This window comes from Vibrio sp. 1-2 (7-a), assembly GCF_013048515.1.
In the GTDB taxonomy this organism is placed as follows: domain Bacteria; phylum Pseudomonadota; class Gammaproteobacteria; order Enterobacterales; family Vibrionaceae; genus Vibrio; species Vibrio diabolicus.
The window spans coordinates 1-15423 of the sequence record NZ_VHSQ01000020.1 but is presented as its reverse complement, the minus strand read 5'-3'; the positions used below and the strand labels follow the sequence as shown (position 1 = coordinate 15423).

12 protein-coding genes are annotated in these 15423 nt (G+C 45.6%); 7 read left to right on the top strand and 5 right to left on the bottom strand.

Features of this window, described 5'->3' with window-relative positions; translation table 11 throughout:
• Positions 1 to 216 precede the first annotated feature (216 nt).
• Both FKN08_RS22970 and FKN08_RS22965 read right to left on the bottom strand, forming a co-directional pair.
• Positions 217 to 789: a uracil-DNA glycosylase family protein gene (locus FKN08_RS22970; RefSeq protein WP_048625622.1), complete on the bottom strand. Its 573-nt coding sequence runs from the start codon at positions 787 to 789 to the stop codon at positions 217 to 219.
• A gap of 2 nt (positions 790 to 791) precedes the next feature.
• On the bottom strand, positions 792 to 1715 hold the full coding sequence (locus FKN08_RS22965) for a D-2-hydroxyacid dehydrogenase (protein WP_170892933.1): 924 nt from the start codon (positions 1713 to 1715) through the stop codon (positions 792 to 794).
• Positions 1716 to 1781: 66 nt separating this feature from the next.
• Here FKN08_RS22965 and FKN08_RS22960 point away from each other — a divergent pair, with 66 nt between their 5' ends.
• Entirely contained in the window at positions 1782 to 2369 is a 588-nt protein-coding gene (locus FKN08_RS22960; protein WP_005382520.1) for a DUF416 family protein, read from the top strand.
• Positions 2370 to 2449: 80 nt separating this feature from the next.
• Here FKN08_RS22960 and FKN08_RS22955 read toward each other — a convergent pair whose 3' ends face one another.
• Entirely contained in the window at positions 2450 to 3583 is a 1134-nt protein-coding gene (locus FKN08_RS22955; RefSeq protein WP_065644986.1) for a hemolysin family protein, read from the bottom strand.
• 253 nt (positions 3584 to 3836) lie between these two features.
• On the opposite strand from FKN08_RS22955, the gene hupA reads away from it, so the two are divergent.
• The gene (gene hupA, locus FKN08_RS22950) at positions 3837 to 4109 is read left to right on the top strand and encodes a nucleoid-associated protein HU-alpha (protein ID WP_005382524.1); all 273 of its coding nucleotides are present in this window, start codon (positions 3837 to 3839) and stop codon (positions 4107 to 4109) included.
• 39 nt (positions 4110 to 4148) lie between these two features.
• Entirely contained in the window at positions 4149 to 4847 is a 699-nt protein-coding gene (locus tag FKN08_RS22945; protein WP_047010379.1) for a DUF1481 domain-containing protein, read from the top strand.
• A gap of 82 nt (positions 4848 to 4929) precedes the next feature.
• On the opposite strand, the gene purD is transcribed toward FKN08_RS22945, so the two are convergent.
• Both purD and purH read right to left on the bottom strand, forming a co-directional pair.
• Positions 4930 to 6219: a phosphoribosylamine--glycine ligase gene (purD, locus tag FKN08_RS22940; protein WP_170892932.1), complete on the bottom strand. Its 1290-nt coding sequence runs from the start codon at positions 6217 to 6219 to the stop codon at positions 4930 to 4932.
• A gap of 154 nt (positions 6220 to 6373) precedes the next feature.
• A complete protein-coding gene (gene purH, locus FKN08_RS22935; protein WP_085344624.1) occupies positions 6374 to 7966 on the bottom strand; it encodes a bifunctional phosphoribosylaminoimidazolecarboxamide formyltransferase/IMP cyclohydrolase in 1593 nt (530 codons plus the stop codon).
• A 265-nt stretch (positions 7967 to 8231) separates the two neighbouring features.
• On the opposite strand from purH, the gene zntR reads away from it, so the two are divergent.
• From zntR to FKN08_RS22915, 4 genes are all read left to right on the top strand, one after another.
• Positions 8232 to 8630 carry a Zn(2+)-responsive transcriptional regulator gene (gene zntR, locus FKN08_RS22930; protein WP_005397290.1) on the top strand — a complete coding sequence of 133 codons (399 nt, stop codon included), beginning with the start codon at positions 8232 to 8234 and terminating at the stop codon, positions 8628 to 8630.
• 163 nt (positions 8631 to 8793) lie between these two features.
• Positions 8794 to 10362 (top strand): lysine decarboxylation/transport transcriptional activator CadC, encoded by a 1569-nt coding sequence (gene cadC / locus FKN08_RS22925; RefSeq protein WP_170892931.1) that lies wholly within the window; start codon positions 8794 to 8796, stop codon positions 10360 to 10362.
• Between the two features lie 633 nt (positions 10363 to 10995).
• The gene (cadB, locus tag FKN08_RS22920; RefSeq protein WP_047010384.1) at positions 10996 to 12339 is read left to right on the top strand and encodes a cadaverine/lysine antiporter; all 1344 of its coding nucleotides are present in this window, start codon (positions 10996 to 10998) and stop codon (positions 12337 to 12339) included.
• Between the two features lie 117 nt (positions 12340 to 12456).
• Positions 12457 to 14592: a lysine decarboxylase CadA gene (locus FKN08_RS22915; protein WP_005451159.1), complete on the top strand. Its 2136-nt coding sequence runs from the start codon at positions 12457 to 12459 to the stop codon at positions 14590 to 14592.
• Positions 14593 to 15423: the final 831 nt, after the last annotated feature.

Here is a 15423-nt window from a genome sequence, read left to right as displayed (position 1 = left end):
CGGCATTCAGTGCCGGTATTTTTTTTACCTAAAATTCAATTTTTTATCTGAAACTCAAGGTTGTACAGCTCTAGTAGTATTTGGCCTACTATGATCTAATTACTATTTAGTCTGTACGTTTATTTTTTAATCTCATTATAAACAACAGCTTAGCGGTTTTGTGTTTGTGTGCTCATTTTCTTGTACAGATAAAAAATCAATTAGATCATGGGTAACCTAAAGCATCGAGTGAACGCGTTTTTTAAGGTATGGCACGACTTCAGATTCAAACCAAGGATTCTTCTTTAACCACAATGTATTGCGTGGAGAAGGATGAGGAAGCGGGATAAAATCAGGTTCCCAATCCTGCCATTGCTGAACGGTTTGCGTGAGTGTCTTTGGTTTGTTGGTGAGATAGTACTGCTGTGAGTACTGACCAATCAGTAGCGTCAGCTCTATATTGGGCAACTGCTCGAGAATCTTTTTGTGCCAAGCGGGCGCACACTCTTTGCGAGGAGGTAAATCGCCAGAGTTCCCCTTGCCTGGATAGCAGAAGCCCATCGGGACAATGGCTATTTTGTTTGGGTCGTAGAAAATGTCTTTGTCGATATCGAGCCATTGGCGTAACCGATCGCCGCTTGGATCGTTCCAAGGTATCGAGGTTTTGTGCACACGCGTCCCCGGCGCTTGTCCGATGATTAGGATGCGTGCGTCTTTTGCGGCTTGTACGACAGGGTTTGCGCCCAAAGGTAAATTATCCGCGCAGATCTGGCAGGCCCTCACTCGCTGCAATAGCTCGTCTAACGACATTCTTAGTAACCCTTTTCGAAATCCACTTGATAATTTAATGAAAACCCATCGCGCCAGCGTAGATAGTTGTCAGCAAAAATCTCGATGACTTGCTCGGGAAAACTCAGCGCAGCAATGTGTGGAGTGATGGTGACTTGCGGTAGTTTCCAAAACGGATGCTCTACCGACAACGGTTCTTGCTCAAACACATCTAAGAAGGCGTGTTCTACCCAACGGTTTTTCAGAGCGAAGAGCAACCCAGCCTCATCCAGTACGTCGCCACGACCCACGTTGAATAATAACGCCTTGTTTAGATGACTGAGTGTTTGACGATTGAGTAACTGTTGCGTCTCAGGTGTACTTGGTAGGGTATTCACAACAATGTCGGCTTGTTCAAATGCCTTACTTAGTTCACTGATATGAAAGGTCTGATGAAATTCACCACCTGAGGTCGGAATACCTGTGCGGTTCATACCGATGGTTTTTATTCCCATTGCTTTAGCGGCATTGCCCAAATAACACCCAATGCTACCAGTACCGAGAATCACCATGGTTTTACTTTGTAATGATGTATAGAGATGAGGCTGCCATCGTTTGTTTTGTTGTTGCTGGTGGTATCGGTTGAAGTGGCGGTAATGGGCAATACTGTAACCCAGCACATATTCGGCAATCAGAGGGCCAAAGATGCCTCGAACATTGGTCAGGGTGTAGTCCTGACGAAGGTTAGGTAGCATTAGTGCATTGACGCCGGCGAATGTCGATTGTACCCACCCAAGCTGTGAAAACTCGTCTAATCTATTGGATAGTAATGGCGGATCAGCAAGAACTATTTGAGCTTCCTCTGGCTTATCAGTGATGCTCAGATCTGGTAGCTTTCTCTCCGTCAATAACGTTTCGTAGGTGTCACGATGCTCTGAGAGCAGGAAAATCTGATTTGAATGCGGCATTAACTTTTTTCCCTGTGATGAATCAAGTACACTTTCGCTGTTTTTTTCTTCAATGATTGAGTGACTATGCTTAAGAATCCTCTTCAGGTTCGTTTAGAAAAACTAGAACCTTGGCAACAAATTACCTTTATGGCGTGTCTGTGTGAACGCATGTATCCAAACTATGCGATGTTTTGTGAGAACACAGAATTTGCTGACCCGCGTGCTTACCGAGCGATTCTTGATAGTGTATGGGAAATTTTGACAGTTAAGAACGCGAAAATTAACTTCGAACGTCAATTAGAGAAGTTAGAAGAGTTGTTCCCAAGTGCGGATGAGTTCGATTTTTACGGCGTTTACCCAGCGATGGACGCGTGTCAGGGTTTGTCTACGTTACTGCATGGTCTATTGGACCGCGACTACCTTTTCGATTCAATGCTTAAAGTGAGCCAACAGTCGGTACAAACCGTTGCTGATCTAGAGCAAGCGCAAGGTGCAGAGCCAATAACCAACGACAATCAGAAAGAAAATGAAGCCGTATGTGAAGAATGGGACGTGCAGTGGGCTATTTTCCGTCCACTGCGTGAAGCGGTAGAGCGTGACATCAGCTTGATTAAAGATTTACGTGAAGAGTTACGTGAAGAAGGTGTGAGCAACATCGGTATCGCACTTTAATCGTTGAATAGATATAAAAAAGGCATCCTAAATGGATGCCTTTTTGTTTGCGGCGTTTGAGCGGTTATGCCCAATGTTGATTACGATTCTTTAGAATCTGGTTTTGTCGCTTCTTGAGTTTCTGGCTCCTTGTGATGCTTCTCCAGTTCTTCCTCTTCTTCATCGTCATCGCGGCTTTCGATTACGCCGTGCATTTCTTTCCAGCTTTCCCAGCGTTGGTAAGCCAGCTCTTGCATGTCGGTACTTTTATCCGCTTCATCGATGATTTCTTCACCCACGAGGTGTTCAAAAATATCCTCCAACGTCACCAAGCCTTGCACAGTACCGTATTCGTCAACGACAAGGGCTAGCTGTAGGCGATGAGTCATCATCTGGTCAAACACTTTCGGTAACGTCGTGTTGTTTAGCACCACTTGAATCGGGCGCATGATTGCTCCCAGTTGTTTCTGTCCACAACCTGATTGTTGCAGTTTGAACAACTCAAGGCGGTGCACAAAACCAATGATGTTGTCTTTCTGCTCGCTATAAACCAATGGGCGGGAGAAAGGTGTATCCTTGTGTTTTTCTAGGAACTCATTGATGGTCATCGTGGCATCGATACGGAATACCACAGGACGTGGCGTCATAACCTGCGTTACAGGTACATCTTGGATGCCAAGTAAGTTGCTTAATATTTTTGATTCACCCTCGGCAAATTCACCGCTTTCACGTGCCAGAATCGCCATTGCAGACAGTTCATCACGCATTTTCGGAGCTTCGTGGTTACGAGCAAGACGCTTGGTGATTTGCTCTGAAAACCATACGAATGGCGTTAGCGCCCATACCATCCAGCGTAATGCGACTGCCGCGGTTGGCGCCAATTGACGCCAGTAAGTTGCGCCAATTGTTTTCGGTACGATTTCTGAAAGCACCAAGATCGCCAGTGTGAGCACTGCCGAAAAGATACCTAACGCTTCGCTACCAAATACCACCGCAGCTTGTGCACCAGCAGTGGCCGCGCCGATGGTATGAGCGATGGTATTTAGAGTTAGAATGGATGCCAATGGTCGGTCGATATCTGATTTTAGCTTAGCCAGTTGCCCAGCTGCGGGATGCCCCTGTTGATTGAGCTGCGCAATGTAGCTCGGACTGATACTCAGCAGTACCGCCTCCAGCACCGAACAGATAAACGAAATGCCGATTGCAATAGAGATATAAATGGATAACAGCAGCATAGTTGCCCTTGAATGTAGTTTGATAGTGGTTATTTGCAGCTATTATAACCGCAAAAGTGCCTTATAAATTGGTCCAAATACCTTGGAAAGCAAGGGTTTTCAGGGGGTATGTGGTAACAAATTGTGAGTTATTACTCATATTATGGCTAAAAGTACGTCAGAAAATCGAAAGATCGCTTACAAACCTTTGCCAGATGGGGCATTTATGTTTTAGAGTGAGACGAATTCGATAACCTATGAGAAGGGAAACCTAATGAACAAGACCCAATTAATCGACTTTATCGCAGAGAAAGCAGACCTATCAAAAGCACAAGCAAAAGCTGCTCTTGAAGCGACTCTTGATGGTGTAACTGGTGCACTTAAAGAGGGTGACCAAGTTCAACTAATTGGTTTTGGTACATTCAAAGTAAACCACCGCGCTGCACGTACTGGTCGTAACCCTAAGACTGGTGACGAGATTCAAATCGCAGCAGCTAACGTACCTGCATTCGTAGCAGGTAAAGCGCTGAAAGAATCAGTAAACTAAGTTAGAATGCACCGAGGTATCCTGCCTCGGTGCAACTTCATGAAAAAACATCTACTCGCTTCACTTCTCTTATCTAGCTTTACCCTTTTTGGCTGTTCGTCGGTTGAAACTCCTAATTTAGAACAATTCACTCACTTCTCTGGCGGCAAAGTTGCTGGAGACGCAAGTAGCTTGTACTGGATGACCGAGAAACTCACTCGCGTGAGTACGGCGGCTGATTACGTGACGATGGGGGATAATGGCTGGTTTCAAAGTGACTACCGTTGGGATGAAGGTGAGCTTCGAGAGTTGATTCGAAAAGGTGAGCAAGTTGATACCAAGCAAGAGTTGGTGCCTTTTCAAATCCACATCCGTTTTAATAAAGATGGCGAAGCGGTTTACCAACAATATCGCGTTAATCGTAAAGTTTTACCACTTCAGCATGAACAATTAGAACGTTACAAGGCAGAAGCGAATGATGTAGTGGCGTCGGTTAAGGCGCAGTCTCGTAACAGTCAGAGCCTCATTCAAGGTTATTGGAATGGCCAATCGTTTGAAACCTGCAAAGGTAAAGCGTTCTCGACACTCGAGTTTAATCAGACGTTGCCAAAATTTATTATCGAGCGTCTCTCCTCTGTAGACAGTTACGTGGCTTTTGTCGGCAAGCAGTCACGAAATAAAGCAACGGTTGATGAACTGTTGATGCTCAATGATGATGACTTTGATTGTGTACCACGACCAGCATTACTCGCAGAGTAAGCTTGGTGAGACTTACTTGCTGACAGAGTAATAAAAAAGGCGCTGAATGCGCCTTTTGTTTTTTAGCCAACTTAAGTTGTTTTTATTTTTCTTGCTCACGTGCAATCGCACGGTAGCCGATGTCACTGCGATGGAACATGCCGTCCCAACTGATCTGTTTTGCAAGCTCGTAAGCACGTTGCTGCGCTTCTGATACGCTATTGCCAAGTGCGGTTGCACAAAGAACACGACCACCATTTGTTACGATGTTGTCATCTTTATTGTCTGTACCCGCGTGGAAGACTTTCTCGCCTTCAATTTCAACTTGTGGCAGACCAGAGATCACATCGCCTTTGTTGTACGCTGCTGGGTAACCACCGGCTGCGAGTACGATACCAATCGACGCACGTGGATCCCATTTTGATTCAACTTGATCCAGTTTTTGGTCAATCGCAGCCAAGCAAAGATCAACCAGATCCGATTCCATACGCATCATGATTGGTTGTGTCTCTGGATCACCGAAGCGGCAGTTGTACTCGATCACTTTAGGCGTACCATCTTTGTCGATCATCAGACCCGCGTATAGGAAACCTGTGTATGGGTTACCTTCAGACGCCATGCCACGTACCGTTGGGTAAATGACTTCTTCCATGATGCGGTTGTGAATTTCTGGTGTTACCACAGGAGCTGGCGAGTACGCGCCCATGCCACCAGTGTTAGGACCTGTATCTTTGTCACCTACGCGTTTGTGATCTTGGCTGGTGGCCATTGGCAGAACGTTCTCGCCATCGACCATCACGATGAAGCTTGCTTCTTCGCCATCTAGGAACTCTTCGATAACCACGCGGCTGCCTGCGTCACCAAATGCGTTGCCTGCTAGCATGTCTTTGATTGCGTCTTCGGCTTCTTCTAGCGTCATTGCCACAATCACGCCTTTACCAGCCGCAAGGCCGTCGGCTTTCACCACAATCGGCGCACCTTGATCACGCACGTAAGCAAGCGCTGGTTCAATTTCTGTGAAGTTTGCGTATGCACCGGTTGGGATTTGGTGACGAGCAAGGAAGTCTTTAGTAAACGCTTTAGAGCCTTCAAGCTGCGCTGCGGCTTGGGTAGGACCAAAGATTGGTAAGCCCGCTTCGCGGAACGCATCAACCACACCAATAACCAATGGTGCTTCTGGGCCAACGATAGTCAATTCAATCGCCTTCTCTTTTGCAAAAGCAACCAGACTATCGATGTCTTCCACATCAATGTTTACGTTCTCTAGTTTTGGCTCTAGTGCCGTACCTGCGTTGCCTGGAGCAATGAAAATAGTCTCAACATTTGGGTTTTGCGCCGCTTTCCAGCCTAGCGCATGTTCACGACCGCCTGAACCAATGATTAAAACTCGCATATGAAAATCCTTAATCTTATAAATACTGTTTACTCAAAGTAGTTGATGATGTGGCTAGGCAACAATTGAGCCCATCCCGGAAACATAGCCAGCTACGTAACCGGGGTGGCCGAAAGCAGTTAACAATGCCACAGTGCCAAATACGATGAGGAAATTAGTGGCGGAAGTGACGCATACCCGTGAAGATCATCGCCATGCCGTGCTCATCTGCTGCTGCGATAACTTCGTCGTCACGCATAGAGCCACCTGGCTGAATTACGCACTTAATGCCGGCTTCTGCTGCGGCATCGATACCGTCGCGGAATGGGAAGAAAGCGTCAGATGCCATTACGCTACCGGCAACTTCTAAGCCTTCATCTGCGGCTTTGATGCCGGCAATTTTCGCTGAGTAAACGCGGCTCATTTGGCCTGCGCCTACACCGATAGTCATGTCGCCTTTCGCGTAAACGATCGCGTTAGATTTCACGTATTTCGCTACTTTCCAGCAGAATAGGGCGTCTTTTAGCTCTTCTTCTGTCGGCTGACGTTTAGACACGACTTTAAGATCGTCTAGGCTTACCATGCCTTGGTCGCGGTCTTGAACCAGTAGACCACCGTTGACGCGTTTTACGTCAAAGCCCGTTGTCTTCGTTGACCACTCGCCACACTCTAGTAGACGTACGTTCTTCTTCGCTGCAACGATTTCAATCGCTTCAGCAGAAACAGAAGGTGCGATAATCACTTCAACGAATTGACGCTCAACGATAGCGCTAGCCGTTTTTGCATCTAGCTCTTGGTTGAATGCAATGATGCCGCCGAACGCTGACGTTGGGTCAGTTTGGTAAGCGCGGTTGTACGCTTCGAGGATGTCTTTACCTAGCGCAACGCCACATGGGTTGGCGTGTTTTACGATTACACATGCAGGCTCGTTGAACTCTTTCACACACTCAAGTGCTGCATCAGTGTCTGCAATGTTGTTGTAAGAGAGGGCTTTACCTTGGATTTGGCGAGCAGTAGAAACAGATGCTTCTTGTGGGTTTGCTTCAACGTAGAATGCGGCTGCTTGGTGGCTGTTCTCACCGTAGCGCATGTCTTGTTTTTTCTCGAATTGCTGGTTGAAAGTACGTGGGAATTTAGACTCTTCATCACCTTCTTTGTTCTCACCGTAAGATGGAACCATAGTGCCGAAGTAGTTTGCGATCATGCCATCGTAAGCAGCAGTGTGCTCGAATGCTGCGATAGCAAGGTCGAAACGAGTCTCTAGTGTTAGAGATTTCTCGTTCGCGTCCATTTCAGCGATAACGCGATCGTAATCATGAGCGTTCACAACGATAGTCACGTCTTTGTGATTTTTCGCTGCAGAGCGAACCATCGTTGGGCCGCCGATATCGATGTTTTCAACCGCGTCAGCTAGTGTACAGCCTTCTTTTGCAACGGTTTCTGCGAATGGGTATAGGTTAACAACGACCATGTCGATTGGATTGATGCCATGTTTTGCCATCACGTCGTCATCTTGACCACGACGACCAAGCACACCACCGTGAACTTTCGGGTGAAGCGTTTTAACGCGGCCGTCCATCATTTCTGGGAAACCTGTGTAGTCAGAGACTTCTGTTACTGCGATGCCTTGTTCGGCAAGTAGGCGTGCTGTACCACCAGTAGATAGGATATCGACACCGCGCTCAGCAAGAGCTTGTGCAAACTCAACAATACCTGTTTTGTCTGATACGCTGATAAGCGCACGGCGAATAGGACGAGCGTTATTCATGCTTCCATTTTCCTCAAATTCACGGAGTTAAAGATGTTTGCCAAAAATGAACTTGTTTTTACCTCTTGGGGTAAAATATTGGCCAGTTTTGGTAAAGACCTTTGCCGGATGTTTTCTGGTTAGAAAACAGTCTCCACATTTGATGGCGCGTATTCTAACCAATTTATTACAAAAAAGCTCGCGCAATCGTTTGGCATCTCAAAAATAATTGTGAAAAAGAGGTTCTTTAGCTTTAAAAGTAACGAGATAGTTAATAGGGAAAGTTATGTTTCAGATAGGTGAACTGGCAAAACGTTGTGGTGTGACGGCAGATACGCTGCGTTTTTATGAGAAAAACGCGCTGATAAAGCCCGCAGGTCGAAGTGAATCAGGTTATCGTCTCTATAATGAAGAGAATCAAAAGCAGGTACACTTCATCCTTAAAGGTAAAGAGCTGGGCCTGAGCCTGGATGAGATTAAAGAGCTACTAGAAATCAAACTAGAAGCAACAGAACACAGCTGTGCAGAGGTTAAAGCTATTACTTCTGCTAAGTTAGAGCTGATTGATGGAAAAATTAACGAGCTAACGAAAATTCGTCGAGCTTTGAAGAAGATCAATGATGCTTGCTGCGGTCATACGGATGATGATGCTACTCATTGTTCTATCCTTGCAGCACTTGAGTAGTCTCATTTCTGCATCACTTAACTTAAGTTTGCATTTTTGGCGGCTTGCTTTTCTAGGTGCACGCCGTTTTCCCACCTATAATCTCGCCTTTAGTTACCTGTAGGAATTGGCCATTGTTTGATTCCTGCCGTAGCGCTGTCTGTAGATACGAGAGTTTTCATACATGGTTGGAGTCTATTTTCAAATCAATGACTGGGTTTTAAGCGTTGATGAAAATAAGCTGTATCGACAAGATAGGGAAGTTACTGTTGAGCCACGCTTAATTAATCTTCTGCATTTCCTAGCGGAGCATGCGAATGAGGTGTTCAATCGTGAGGAATTGATCCAATACGTTTGGGCAGGGGCGATTGTGACCGATCAAGTGGTGACTCAGTCCATTTTTGAGTTACGTAAATTACTGCGTGACGGTCGGGAAGAAAATACCAGCTACGTCATTACAGTGCCGAAACGTGGTTACAAGCTGGTGGCGAATGTGACCCCAATGACACTCGAGGAATTCCTCGCAAGTCGTCATTGTGATTCAGAAAGTCTTCCTCCTATTGTTGATGAACCAGAAGAAGAGACTCCACCTATCGCACCTGCCGTCACCTTTCCTGCAGGCCCTCTGACTCGCGCGGTCTGTGAGATGTCTAAAGAGAAAAAGGCCCCTCCGAAAAAAAATAAAATCAGTCCGTGGCGCCTGGGGATCATGAACTTCATCTGGATCAGTGTTTTGGTTGTGGTGATGGGTGTGTTTACCTACAAGCAATCGGAAGTGCGTATTACTCAAGCCATCGATACTCACCTTATCGAATTCAAGTTTCAAGATAACTTCACGAGCGAAGGGTTAAGCTACGACTTGGCAGACGGGTTTGCCCAAAAGTTGATGTCCGACATTGCTCAAGTGAGCGATTACCGAGTCATGCTAAAGAAGACGTCGTTTACTTCGGGTATTGTGCCGGGCAAATCGGTTGTGGTGCGGGTTCGTGAAAATGAGGGTGGCAGCTTTTTAGAGGTGGAATATCGGAATAACTCATCTGAAAAGGTGTTGTTTAGTCGTCAATACGCGTTAACCAGCAGCCATTTAAAGACAGTGCTTCAACAAGCGTCGTTAGACTTGATGCAAGTTCTGAAAGTGCCGGATGCCAAGCTGAAATCCACGATGCTGGTGGCGGGAATGCCAATTAACCCAGATGCTTTGGAGCTGTTTGTTCAAGCTAACCATTATCTCAATGTCTCGGATGCCAAGCAATTTCGCCAAGGCGTCAACTTGATGGAAAACATTTTAGAAATTGAGCCAGATAATGCTTACGTTCAGGCAGAGTTATTGATTGCTTACCACGTGCAGAAGGTGCTCGACTTTTCACAGGAGTTGAAGAAAGGGCGAGTGCAGCAGTTGAGTGACGCACTAGAAACTAACGTAAAAATGATGGTTGGGCCAATTCAACCGCGAATTTATGAAGCTTTAGCCTTGCACGAAACCATTATTGGTGACATGGCTTCAGCCAAGCAGCATCTTGGGCAGGCTTTGAGGTTACGTGATTCGGTGCTTTCTTATGTGATTCGTGGTAAGCACGCTGAATTGGATGGTGATCTGGATTTGGCCAGTGAGTCTTACAGCGAAGCTTTCTATATTGATACGTCGGTTGAGACGTACCTGCTGTGCGAAAACTTGGTCTTCCCAAGTAACATGAAGGCGATTGATTACGCCATGTATCGCGCTGTTCACCCTTCTGTCGTTCGAATGCTTTAATTCTCTCGCACTCTACGTCAGTTTAATACTAGCTCCTCATTTCGGTGAGGGGCTTTTTTGTAGCTGTCGAAAAGTGAAAAGGGTGGCCGGTGGGGTAATGACTTACGAAGGAGCCAGTAACGCAAGCTTGCAACGGGAAGACATATCCGGTTTTCTTCTCTATCTATGGAGTGTCTGGCTGAGTTATTTGGCGAGAATGATTCTGATGCTTTCTTGCAGGCGAGATGAATATTGATGTGGGTCAAAAAGCGCGATCAGGGAGAGATTTATGGAATCAACAGGTTCAGGGAATCAACCCTTCGGGGCGGGGAAGTTGATAGAGGTTGATAACTTTTGCCGCGATTACCAACGAGTTGATGAGAGTTTATCTATCGGTAGAAGGTTTGATGTTTTTCTTATAACTGTATGAATAATATATTTTTATGTTTTTGTGTTCATCATGTTTATCTCAACTTGATGTTGATGAACTAATCATTTTATTGATAACGCCAAGTTTATTTTTTTCCCAGTTTTTGGGCGTAGTCTTCACTTCGAAATTTAGCGAGGTCGAGCAGGTATCTACTTCATAGCATCTCGCTAATAACCGTTCAGTTTGAGTCACGTTGACTTGAGTAGAATAGATTTGGAGATGTTATGTCATCGAATACGAAAAAAATCGGCCTAATTGCCTGTACGGGTGTAGTCGCCGGTAACATGATGGGTAGTGGTATTGCACTGTTACCTTCTAGCCTAGCTTCAGTAGGCTCTGTTTCAATTTTCAGCTGGCTGATCTGTTTGGTCGGTGCACTGAGCCTTGCGTTTGTTTACGCTCGTCTGGCAACCAAAAACCCTCAAGAAGGTGGTCCTATCGCTTACGCTGGCGAAGTTTCACCTGTCTTTGGTTTCCAAACGGGCGTGCTTTATTACCACGCGAACTGGATTGGTAACCTAGCTATTGCTATTACAGGTGTTTCTTACCTTTCAGTATTCTTCCCAGTGCTTAATGACCCAATCCCAGCAGGTATTGCGACGATTGCATCGGTATGGATCTTCACTTTCGTTAACCTACTTGGTGGTAGCTGGGTAAGCCGTCTATGTACGCTTGGTCTTGTTCTAATCCTCATTCCTGTTGTTGGTACAGCGGCGTTTGGTTGGACGCACTTCGACACTGCGCTATACAGCCAAAACTGGAACGTATCTGCGGGTACGGATAGCCATGCGATTGTGACTGCGGTTCTTATCTGTCTATGGTCATTCGTTGGTGTGGAATCAGCAGCAGTATCGACAGGTATGGTAGAAAATCCTAAACGTACTGTACCGCTAGCAACCATGCTGGGTACTGGTATCGCAGGTGTGATTTATATCCTATCAACTCAAATGATCAGCGGCATGTTCCCTGCTTCTGAAGTTGCGGCATCAGGTGCGCCATTTGCATTGGCAACCACTGAGCTATTCGGTAGCTGGACAGCCCCATTCGTATCAGCATTCACAGCACTAGCATGTTTCACTTCGCTAGGTTCTTGGATGATGCTGGTGGGCGAGGCTGGTAAACGTGCAGCAAGCGATGGCAACTTCCCTAAAATCTACGGCGAAACTGACAAAAACGGTGTGCCTAAGAAAGGTCTAATCCTTGCGTCAATCAAGATGACAGCATTAATGGTTGTACTGATGTTCTTCAGCTCTAAAACAGCACACGCATCAGACCTGTTCAACCAGCTAACGACTGATGCAGTTCTACTAACTATGCTGCCTTACTTCTACTCAAGCATTAACTTGATTCGCTTCGAAGGTATGACAACACGCAACGGCTTCGTAATGCTGTTCTCTGGTGTAGCTTGTCTGTTCTGCTTCATTGCCCTTGCTGGTGCAGAAGGCGGTACGCTAACAGCAACCTTCATCGTGTCTCTCGTTATCTTGATGTTCTACAGCAAAAAAGCCGGCTTAGCTCAGTACATGAAGCTACACGCTGACGACATGCCTGCCCAAGCAAGCAACTAATCCCCAAAACGCTGGCACTACGGTGCCAGCCCATAAAACCCAAATTCACGCGGCGCTCACCTTACTCATTGCCTGTAAATGGCAGAGAGCGCCTTCATTCGCCTTGGAGATGTCCAAATGAATATATTCGCTATCTTGAACCACATGGGTGTGTTCTTTAAAGAAGAGCCAGTTCGTCAACTTCACGCTGCTCTTGAGAAAGCGGGCTACGAAGTGGTTTACCCAGTAGATGATAAAGACTTGATCAAAATGATTGAGATGAACCCACGTATTTGCGGTGTGCTGTTCGACTGGGATAAATACTCACTAGAGCTATGTGAACGTATCAGCCAAATCAACGAAAAACTGCCTGTTCACGCATTTGCTAACGAACAGTCTACTCTAGACATTTCACTAACAGACCTACGTCTAAACGTGAGCTTCTTCGAGTACGCTTTAGGTATGGCTGACGATATCGCTATCAAAATCAACCAAGCGACTGAGGCATACAAAGATGCCATCATGCCTCCATTCACTAAAGCGTTATTCAAATACGTAGAAGAAGGTAAATACACCTTCTGTACTCCAGGTCACATGGGCGGTACTGCATTCCAGAAAAGCCCTGCTGGTAGCATCTTCTACGATTTTTACGGTCCAAACACATTCAAAGCGGACGTATCAATCTCAATGCCTGAGCTAGGTTCTCTACTAGACCACTCAGGTCCACATAAAGATGCAGAAGAATACATCGCACGCACATTCAATGCAGACAGCTCGTACATCGTAACTAACGGCACGTCTACATCGAACAAAATCGTTGGTATGTACTCAGCACCTGCGGGCAGCACAGTACTGATTGACCGTAACTGTCACAAATCTCTGACTCACCTAATGATGATGAGCGACGTGACACCAATCTACTTCCGCCCAACTCGTAATGCATACGGCATCCTTGGTGGTATTCCACAAAGTGAATTCAGCCGCGATGTCATTGCTGAGAAAGTGGCGAAAACACCAGGTGCAACTGCACCAACTTACGCAGTGGTGACTAACTCAACTTACGATGGCCTGTTGTACAACACGCAATTCATCAAAGAGTCGCTAGATTGTAAACACATCCACTTCGACAGTGCTTGGGTGCCTTACACTAACTTCAACCCAATTTATGAAGGTAAATGTGGTATGAGTGGTGAAGCGATGCCAGGCAAAGTGTTCTACGAGACACAATCAACACACAAACTGTTGGCAGCGTTCTCACAAGCTTCGATGATTCACGTGAAAGGTGACTTTGATAAAGAATCTTTCAACGAAGCATTCATGATGCACACTTCAACTTCACCTCAGTACGGCATTGTTGCTTCTACTGAAACTGCAGCGGCAATGATGCGCGGTAACACAGGTAAGAAGTTGATGCAAGACTCTATCGATCGCGCAATTCGCTTCCGTAAAGAGATCAAACGCCTAGAAGCAGAAAGTGACAGCTGGTTCTTCGATGTATGGCAACCAGAAAACATCGATACCACAGAATGTTGGAAACTAGACCCTAGCGATACATGGCACGGCTTCAAGAACATGGATGACAACCACATGTATCTTGACCCAATCAAAGTAACGCTACTGACTCCGGGGATGAATAAAGAAGGCGAACTAGAAGAGTCAGGTATTCCTGCTTCGCTGGTGGCTAAATTCCTAGACGAGCGCGGCATCGTGGTTGAGAAAACAGGCCCATACAACTTGTTGTTCCTATTCTCAATCGGTATCGACAAATCAAAAGCAATGCAATTACTACGCGGTCTGACTGAATTTAAACGTGGCTACGACTTGAACCTAACCATCAAGAGCTTCCTTCCTTCGCTATATAACGAAGATCCAAGCTTCTATGAAGGCATGCGCGTTCAAGAATTGGCACAAGCAATTCATGACCTAACTAAGAAATACAACCTACCAGAGCTAATGTACAAAGCGTTCGATGTTCTTCCAGAAATGAAAGTAACACCACACGCAGCATGGCAAGAAGAGCTTCGCGGTAACGTAGAAGAAATCAAACTGGAAGAAATGGTTGGTCGCGTAAGTGCGAACATGATCCTTCCTTATCCTCCAGGTGTGCCACTAGTACTTCCTGGTGAAATGGTGACTCAAGAGTCTCGCCCTGTGCTGGACTTCCTAGAGATGCTTTGTGAAATCGGTGCGCATTACCCAGGTTTCGAAACCGATATCCACGGTCTGTACCAACAAAAAGATGGTAGCTACACCGTAAAAGTATTGAAGAACTAAGTTCCTCTCGAAGATGACGCCATTGGGAATGCAAGCATGCTCCACTCTTACGAGCTCAATGTGTCATCGAACAACCACGACATTTAGATATACCCCTAGCTAATCTGTCGTAAAAGAGAAGGGCAAGGATGCTCTGATCTTTTCTTCTATATAGAAGAAGCAATTTCCAAGACTTCACCTGAAGTACCCCAAGTAAAAAGCAAAGACCAAAGAGCAGTTCGTTATCGTTCTGCTCTTTTTTTATCTTTTATACAGCAGGACGAAGAGAAAAAGAGCGTTGAGCGAAGATCATTTGCGTCAATTGCATCAAATTTGAAGATCTTAATTCAGGTAGGAACGCCCTTTTCTTGAGGAAAGATCCTTTTAAATGAGAGAAAATAGCCAAGATAGCTTGGTATATACACAAAGTGATTGCTATTTGTTCGGTTGAAAGTTTTTTTGCAAAAAACGCTTGTACTAATTTCTCAACTCCCTATACTGCGCATCCACCGACACGGAGTGAGACGAAAGTCACACAGCCAGTTGGAACTGAGAGAAAAAGAAATTTGAAAAAATGCTTGACTCTCTCACGGTGCGGAGTAAGATACGCACCCCTAACGACGAGCAACTAAGTTGCTGGATAAGTTAGAAAAGCTCTTTAAAAATATAAACCTATCAATCTGTGTGGGCACTCGTTGATGATAATCCAATTCGATACCTCGGTATCAAATTAGGTTTCAATGATACGAAGTGACCATTGAATCTTCGGATTCAGCACAGTCAATTCAAACATTACTTTATGTAATGTTCAGTATTCATTGAGCCGAACAAAATCTTAAATTGAAGAGTTTG

Bases quoted from the DNA above. Each gene is read 5' to 3' on its own strand.
- FKN08_RS22970 (WP_048625622.1), bottom strand. From the start codon at position 789: ATGTCGTTAGACGAGCTATTGCAGCGAGTGAGGGCCTGCCAGATCTGC.
- FKN08_RS22965 (WP_170892933.1), bottom strand. From the start codon at position 1,715: ATGCCGCATTCAAATCAGATTTTCCTGCTCTCAGAGCATCGTGACACC.
- FKN08_RS22960 (WP_005382520.1), top strand. From the start codon at position 1,782: ATGCTTAAGAATCCTCTTCAGGTTCGTTTAGAAAAACTAGAACCTTGG.
- FKN08_RS22955 (WP_065644986.1), bottom strand. From the start codon at position 3,583: ATGCTGCTGTTATCCATTTATATCTCTATTGCAATCGGCATTTCGTTT.
- hupA (WP_005382524.1), top strand. From the start codon at position 3,837: ATGAACAAGACCCAATTAATCGACTTTATCGCAGAGAAAGCAGACCTA.
- FKN08_RS22945 (WP_047010379.1), top strand. From the start codon at position 4,149: ATGAAAAAACATCTACTCGCTTCACTTCTCTTATCTAGCTTTACCCTT.
- purD (WP_170892932.1), bottom strand. From the start codon at position 6,219: ATGCGAGTTTTAATCATTGGTTCAGGCGGTCGTGAACATGCGCTAGGC.
- purH (WP_085344624.1), bottom strand. From the start codon at position 7,966: ATGAATAACGCTCGTCCTATTCGCCGTGCGCTTATCAGCGTATCAGAC.
- zntR (WP_005397290.1), top strand. From the start codon at position 8,232: ATGTTTCAGATAGGTGAACTGGCAAAACGTTGTGGTGTGACGGCAGAT.
- cadC (WP_170892931.1), top strand. From the start codon at position 8,794: ATGGTTGGAGTCTATTTTCAAATCAATGACTGGGTTTTAAGCGTTGAT.
- cadB (WP_047010384.1), top strand. From the start codon at position 10,996: ATGTCATCGAATACGAAAAAAATCGGCCTAATTGCCTGTACGGGTGTA.
- FKN08_RS22915 (WP_005451159.1), top strand. From the start codon at position 12,457: ATGAATATATTCGCTATCTTGAACCACATGGGTGTGTTCTTTAAAGAA.